The sequence below is a fragment of the Stenotrophomonas sp. 05L44_2 genome, from assembly GCF_056665995.1.
Genome location: NZ_JBFTNR010000340.1, coordinates 1 through 4,429, shown reverse-complemented (window position 1 = coordinate 4,429; position 4,429 = coordinate 1). Strand labels below are relative to the sequence as shown.

Sequence of the window (4,429 nt, the reverse complement as noted above, 5' to 3'; positions counted from 1 at the left end):
ATCCAGGGCGGCAAGTGCCGCCACTGCAAGGCGCCCATCTCCATCCAGTACCCGCTGGTGGAGGCCCTGACCGCGGTGATGGTGCTGGCCTGTGTGTGGCAGTTCGGCTTCGGCTGGCAGGGCTTCGGTGCGATCGTGCTGACCTGCTTCCTGATCGCSCTGTCSGGCATCGACCTGCGCACCCAGCTGCTACCGGATCAATTGACCCTGCCGCTGATGTGGCTGGGGTTGATCGGCAGCATCGACAACCTGTACATGCCCGCCAAACCGGCCCTGCTCGGCGCCCTGCTGGGCTACCTGTCGCTGTGGTCGGTGTGGTGGCTGTTCAAGCAGCTGACCGGCAAGGAAGGCATGGGCCACGGCGACTTCAAGCTGCTGGCCGCACTGGGCGCGTGGTGCGGGATGAAGGGCATCCTGCCGATCATCCTTATGTCGTCGGTGCTGGGCGCCCTCATCGGCTCGATCTGGCTGTACAGCCGCGGCCGTGACCGGGCGACACCGATTCCGTTCGGCCCCTACCTGGCACTGGCCGGCTGGCTGTTCTTCATGTGGGGCGAGCCCCTGCTGAACCAGTATCTGGTGATGAGCGGGCTGCGCTGAGGGGAGTCCCCATGAGCCAGTATGTGGTGGGCCTGACCGGCGGCATCGCCTCGGGCAAGAGTGAAGTAACCCGGCGCTTCGAGGCGCTGGGGATTGTCGTGGCCGACGCCGACCTGGCCGCACGTGCGGTGGTGGCGGTGGGCAGCCCTGCCCTCGCCCTGATTGCCGTGCGCTTCGGTGCAGACATGCTGCTCGCCGACGGCGCCCTGGACCGGGCGCGCCTGCGCGCCCACATCTTTGCCGACCCGGCCGAGCGGACGGCGCTGGAAGCGATCACCCACCCGGCCATCCGCCGGCTGATGCAGCAGCAGTGCGAACAGGCCGCCAGCCCCTATGCGCTGGCGGCGATCCCGCTGCTGACCGAAGTGGGCGGTCGCCAGGCCTATCCGTGGCTGGACCGGGTGCTGCTGGTGGATGCCCCGGAAGCCGTGCAGCACGCCCGGCTGATGCAGCGCGACGGCATCGACGCCGCGCTGGCCGACCAGATGATCGCCGCCCAAGCCACCCGCGCACAGCGCTTGGCGCTGGCCGATGACGTGTTGGTCAATGATGGCCATCCGGATGACCTGCAGGCGCAGGTCGAGCGGTTGCATCTGCGGTATCTGGGGTTGGCTCCCGGGTAAGGGCGGGCTTCACCCTGCATGGCTGATGTCGCCTCCTGGGTGATCTGCATCGCGCGCAGGGGGATGTCCCGGCCGGGGCAATTCACACCCCCGAGGCAATCAGCGACCTTGAATGCCCCGGCGGATTGCCAGATCCACACACAGGACTGCGACAAAAAAGAAGATCATCGCAACACCCCATTGATACGCCAACGGCCCGAAGAGATGCTTGACCATCGTGCCCACGCCACAGAACACGCGGCACCGACCGGACAGTTCGCTGACTTCATAGTGCAGCACTGCCCAACCGCTCAAAGCCGAGCAGGCGGCGAGGGCCAGACCGAACAGTATGACAAGGGGCCTACGTTTTGATCTACGTTTTGATCTACGTTTTGATTCACGTTTTGATCTACGCCTCGACATGCCTCGCCCTTGTGTCGACGTTTCCCGGAAATCCTTGGGCAACCGTCCTTTTGCCTACGATACCCGCCGGTTCGCCATGAAGCTGCCGACACAAATAACAACAGTCTTTGAAAGACTATTGAATGACGGCCAGATCACGGCCGCATTGGAGCACATCCGCGCCCATTTGGACTCGGATGGTGGCGAGGCTGTTTTTCTCGCCGCCCATCTGAGCATATCCGGCGAAACGTCCGAAGTGTTTGAGGAGCGCTCCATCCGTCAGCTCCGCGCCGCAGCCGCGAAGAACTATGCCCCGGCGATTTTGCAACTCGGCATGCGCCATCTGTTCGGCGACTCAGTGGAAATCGATGTTGCGCGCGCGGCCACCTGCTTCAAATCGGCAGCCGAGGCAGGTTATCCCCCGGCGATGTACGAGTACGGCCTTGCTTTGCTCCATGGCAAGGGAGTGAAGCAGGCCAGGACAGAGGCCCTTGCCTGGATCAGGCGGGCCGCTGAAGGTGGGGACGAGACTGCGCAGGAGTTCGTGCTTGCGCACGGGCTCATGCACGCCGATGACTGACACACTGTCACGATCCGAATTGGAGCCTGCGGCGTGACGGGCGTCGTGCTTGCTCGACTGCCGGTCTGATCTGGTAACAACCGCCGGGCGTGGCCCGGCGCTATTGAATGCCCATGGAACAGGCGCGCGGTGCGGGGATGAGCATCCACGCATGGCGTGGATCTACTCCAGCTGCTGGCGGGCGTAGCGGGCCAGTTCGCGGGCGGCCAGCAACAGACCTTCCACTACATCCGGCGGCAGTTGCTGGCCCGCGCTGCCCTGCACGCGTGCCGCTTCGGCGGCGTGCAGCATCTGGATCAGCGCATTGAGACCGGCTAGGGTACGGCTGAGGCTGGCCAGGGTTACGGCCTGCGACGGACTGAGACCGGTGCCCTTCCGGGTCTGGCCATCGGCGTTGTCGCGGCCATCCATGCGTGCCATCAGCGCGGGCAGCAGGTCGCTGGGTTCGGCCAGTACATCTTCGATGCGTTCGGCGATGTCGGCCGGCAACTGATCGGCGGATTCGCCAACCAGGCGGCGCAGGTTCGGATAGGTAGTGCGTGCAGACATGGCAATGCTCCTCGCAGACGGCAAGGCCACCCGCGGATGCGGGGTGGCGGACGGTGCGGGTTGGCGTACCGGAGACCCAACAACTCGAAAGCAAGGAAAAAGACTCCAGCGGACTCTTGCGAGTCCCCACGCACCGCCCGCCGAAGCAGAAGGCATGCGATGCATTTTCCACGATGGCCAAAGCGCATCTGGAGCTTTCAAGTTGTCGGGTTTATTCAGGACGCCAATCCCGGCCGGGGCGATGACCCCGACCGTGCCATCTCGCCAGCTGCATGCATTGCGGTCATGAGGCGAAAACGCCATGCGGCCCAACCGTCTGCGGAACCGTGCGTTGTGACACGCGCAGGGCGCGGAATGCATCACGCAGGTGTCGTGCTGGACCAGAAGCGCCGCGCCTTCGCGGAAGCTGAATTGGCGTTGCATGCGACATTTCGCGCCGAGTGGGAGATTTTGGCGACGGATGGATTCGTGCCGACCAAGGTCGGCCCCCAGCAAAGCAGCAGCCAGAATGGGTTACAGCGGCTTCGGCGAGAACGTCAGCGTGGCGATCACGCCGCGGGCGCCGCCCGGGCGCACGCTTACCTGCCAGCCGTACAGATCGCACAGGCGGCTGACGATCGACAGGCCAATGCCACCGCCCTGCGAGTGGCCGGCATGGGTACCGCGGTAGCCGCGCTGGAACAGCTTGGCGGCATCTTCCTCGCTCAGGCCCGGCCCGCTGTCGGTCACCGACACGGCGTTGGCGCCCACATGCACGCGCACCTCGCCATCCTGCGAATACTTCACCGCATTGCCGATCAGGTTGCCCAGCGCCACCGACAGCGCCGCTTCGGGGGCATCGATGACCAGATCGCGTTCGCCATCCAGGTGCAGCTCCAGCGGCTTGCCACCCAACTGGGCGCGGTGCGCGTCCAGCAGCTGTTCGGCCACCCGGGCCACATTGCTGCTGCCCTGCCCGCGTTCGTTGCGCGACAGCAGCAGCAGCGCGCCGATCAGATCGCTGCACTGCTGCTCGGCACGCTGGATGCGCTGCAGGCGCTGCAGCACCTTTTCGTCCAGGCCGGGGCGGGTCAGCAGAAGCTCAGTGGCGCCACGGATCACCGCCAACGGCGTGCGCAGCTCGTGGCTGACATCGGCATTGAACTCACGGTCGCGCTGCACCACTTCGGTCAGCCGCGAGGAATAGTCATCCAACGCCTGTGCCAACTGGCCCACTTCGTCATCCGGGAAGCGCGGCGCCAACGGCTCGGGCTCACTGGTACCGCCACGGTACGCACGCAGGCGCGCGGCCAGATCCGAGACCGGCTTCATCACCTTGGAGGCCGACCACCAGCCCAGCACCAGCGACAGCAGGCTGAATACCAGCACCGACAGGAACAGCGCGCGGTTGAGCTGCTGCCCACCGCGGACGCTGTCGGTCATGTCGTAGGCCAGGAACGCCCAAGCATCGGGAGTCTTGCGCACGGCCAGCTTGTAGGAATAGCGCTCGCCGCGCTCGTCCACACCGCCCATGTTGTACAGGCCGTCCTTGAACTCGTACCAGTCCGGCTCCTMCTCGCGCAGGGCTTCGAACTTGTCCGGCTTGATCAGGCGCGCGCGCATCTGCTGCACCGGCAGGTCGGGGTTGCGGTCCGGGCTTTCGTAATAACGCCGCACGTACTCGCTGATGTTGCGGTTCATCACGTCTTCCACCAGC

The 4,429-nt window shown here is 65.2% G+C and carries 5 protein-coding genes; 3 read left to right on the top strand and 2 right to left on the bottom strand.

From position 1 onward, the window contains the following. The 3 genes from AC1VAN_RS12915 to AC1VAN_RS12905 form a co-directional block, all read left to right on the top strand. The coding region (locus AC1VAN_RS12915) for a prepilin peptidase (protein WP_480985931.1) at positions 1-600 on the top strand (600 nt) is incomplete at its 5' end. 11 nt (positions 601-611) lie between these two features. Beyond that, on the top strand, positions 612-1,223 hold the full coding sequence (gene coaE / locus AC1VAN_RS12910; protein ID WP_442251814.1) for a dephospho-CoA kinase: 612 nt from the start codon (positions 612-614) through the stop codon (positions 1,221-1,223). Between the two features lie 436 nt (positions 1,224-1,659). Beyond that, complete coding sequence (locus AC1VAN_RS12905; protein ID WP_442251815.1) at positions 1,660-2,184, top strand: tetratricopeptide repeat protein; 525 nt, start codon at positions 1,660-1,662, stop codon at positions 2,182-2,184. A 162-nt stretch (positions 2,185-2,346) separates the two neighbouring features. On the opposite strand, the gene AC1VAN_RS12900 is transcribed toward AC1VAN_RS12905, so the two are convergent. Together AC1VAN_RS12900 and AC1VAN_RS12895 are read right to left on the bottom strand one after the other, a co-directional pair. Beyond that, positions 2,347-2,733, bottom strand: a complete 387-nt coding sequence (locus tag AC1VAN_RS12900; protein WP_025874288.1) for a hypothetical protein — start codon at positions 2,731-2,733, stop codon at positions 2,347-2,349. A gap of 513 nt (positions 2,734-3,246) precedes the next feature. Further along, positions 3,247-4,429, bottom strand: a 1,183-nt coding sequence (locus AC1VAN_RS12895) for a sensor histidine kinase (protein WP_480985930.1), incomplete at its 5' end; no start/stop codon positions are given.

What these genes read in the sequence shown, in the direction of transcription:
- coaE (WP_442251814.1), top strand. Translation starts at nt 612, where the DNA reads ATGAGCCAGTATGTGGTGGGCCTGACCGGCGGCATCGCCTCGGGCAAG.
- AC1VAN_RS12900 (WP_025874288.1), bottom strand. Translation starts at nt 2,733, where the DNA reads ATGTCTGCACGCACTACCTATCCGAACCTGCGCCGCCTGGTTGGCGAA.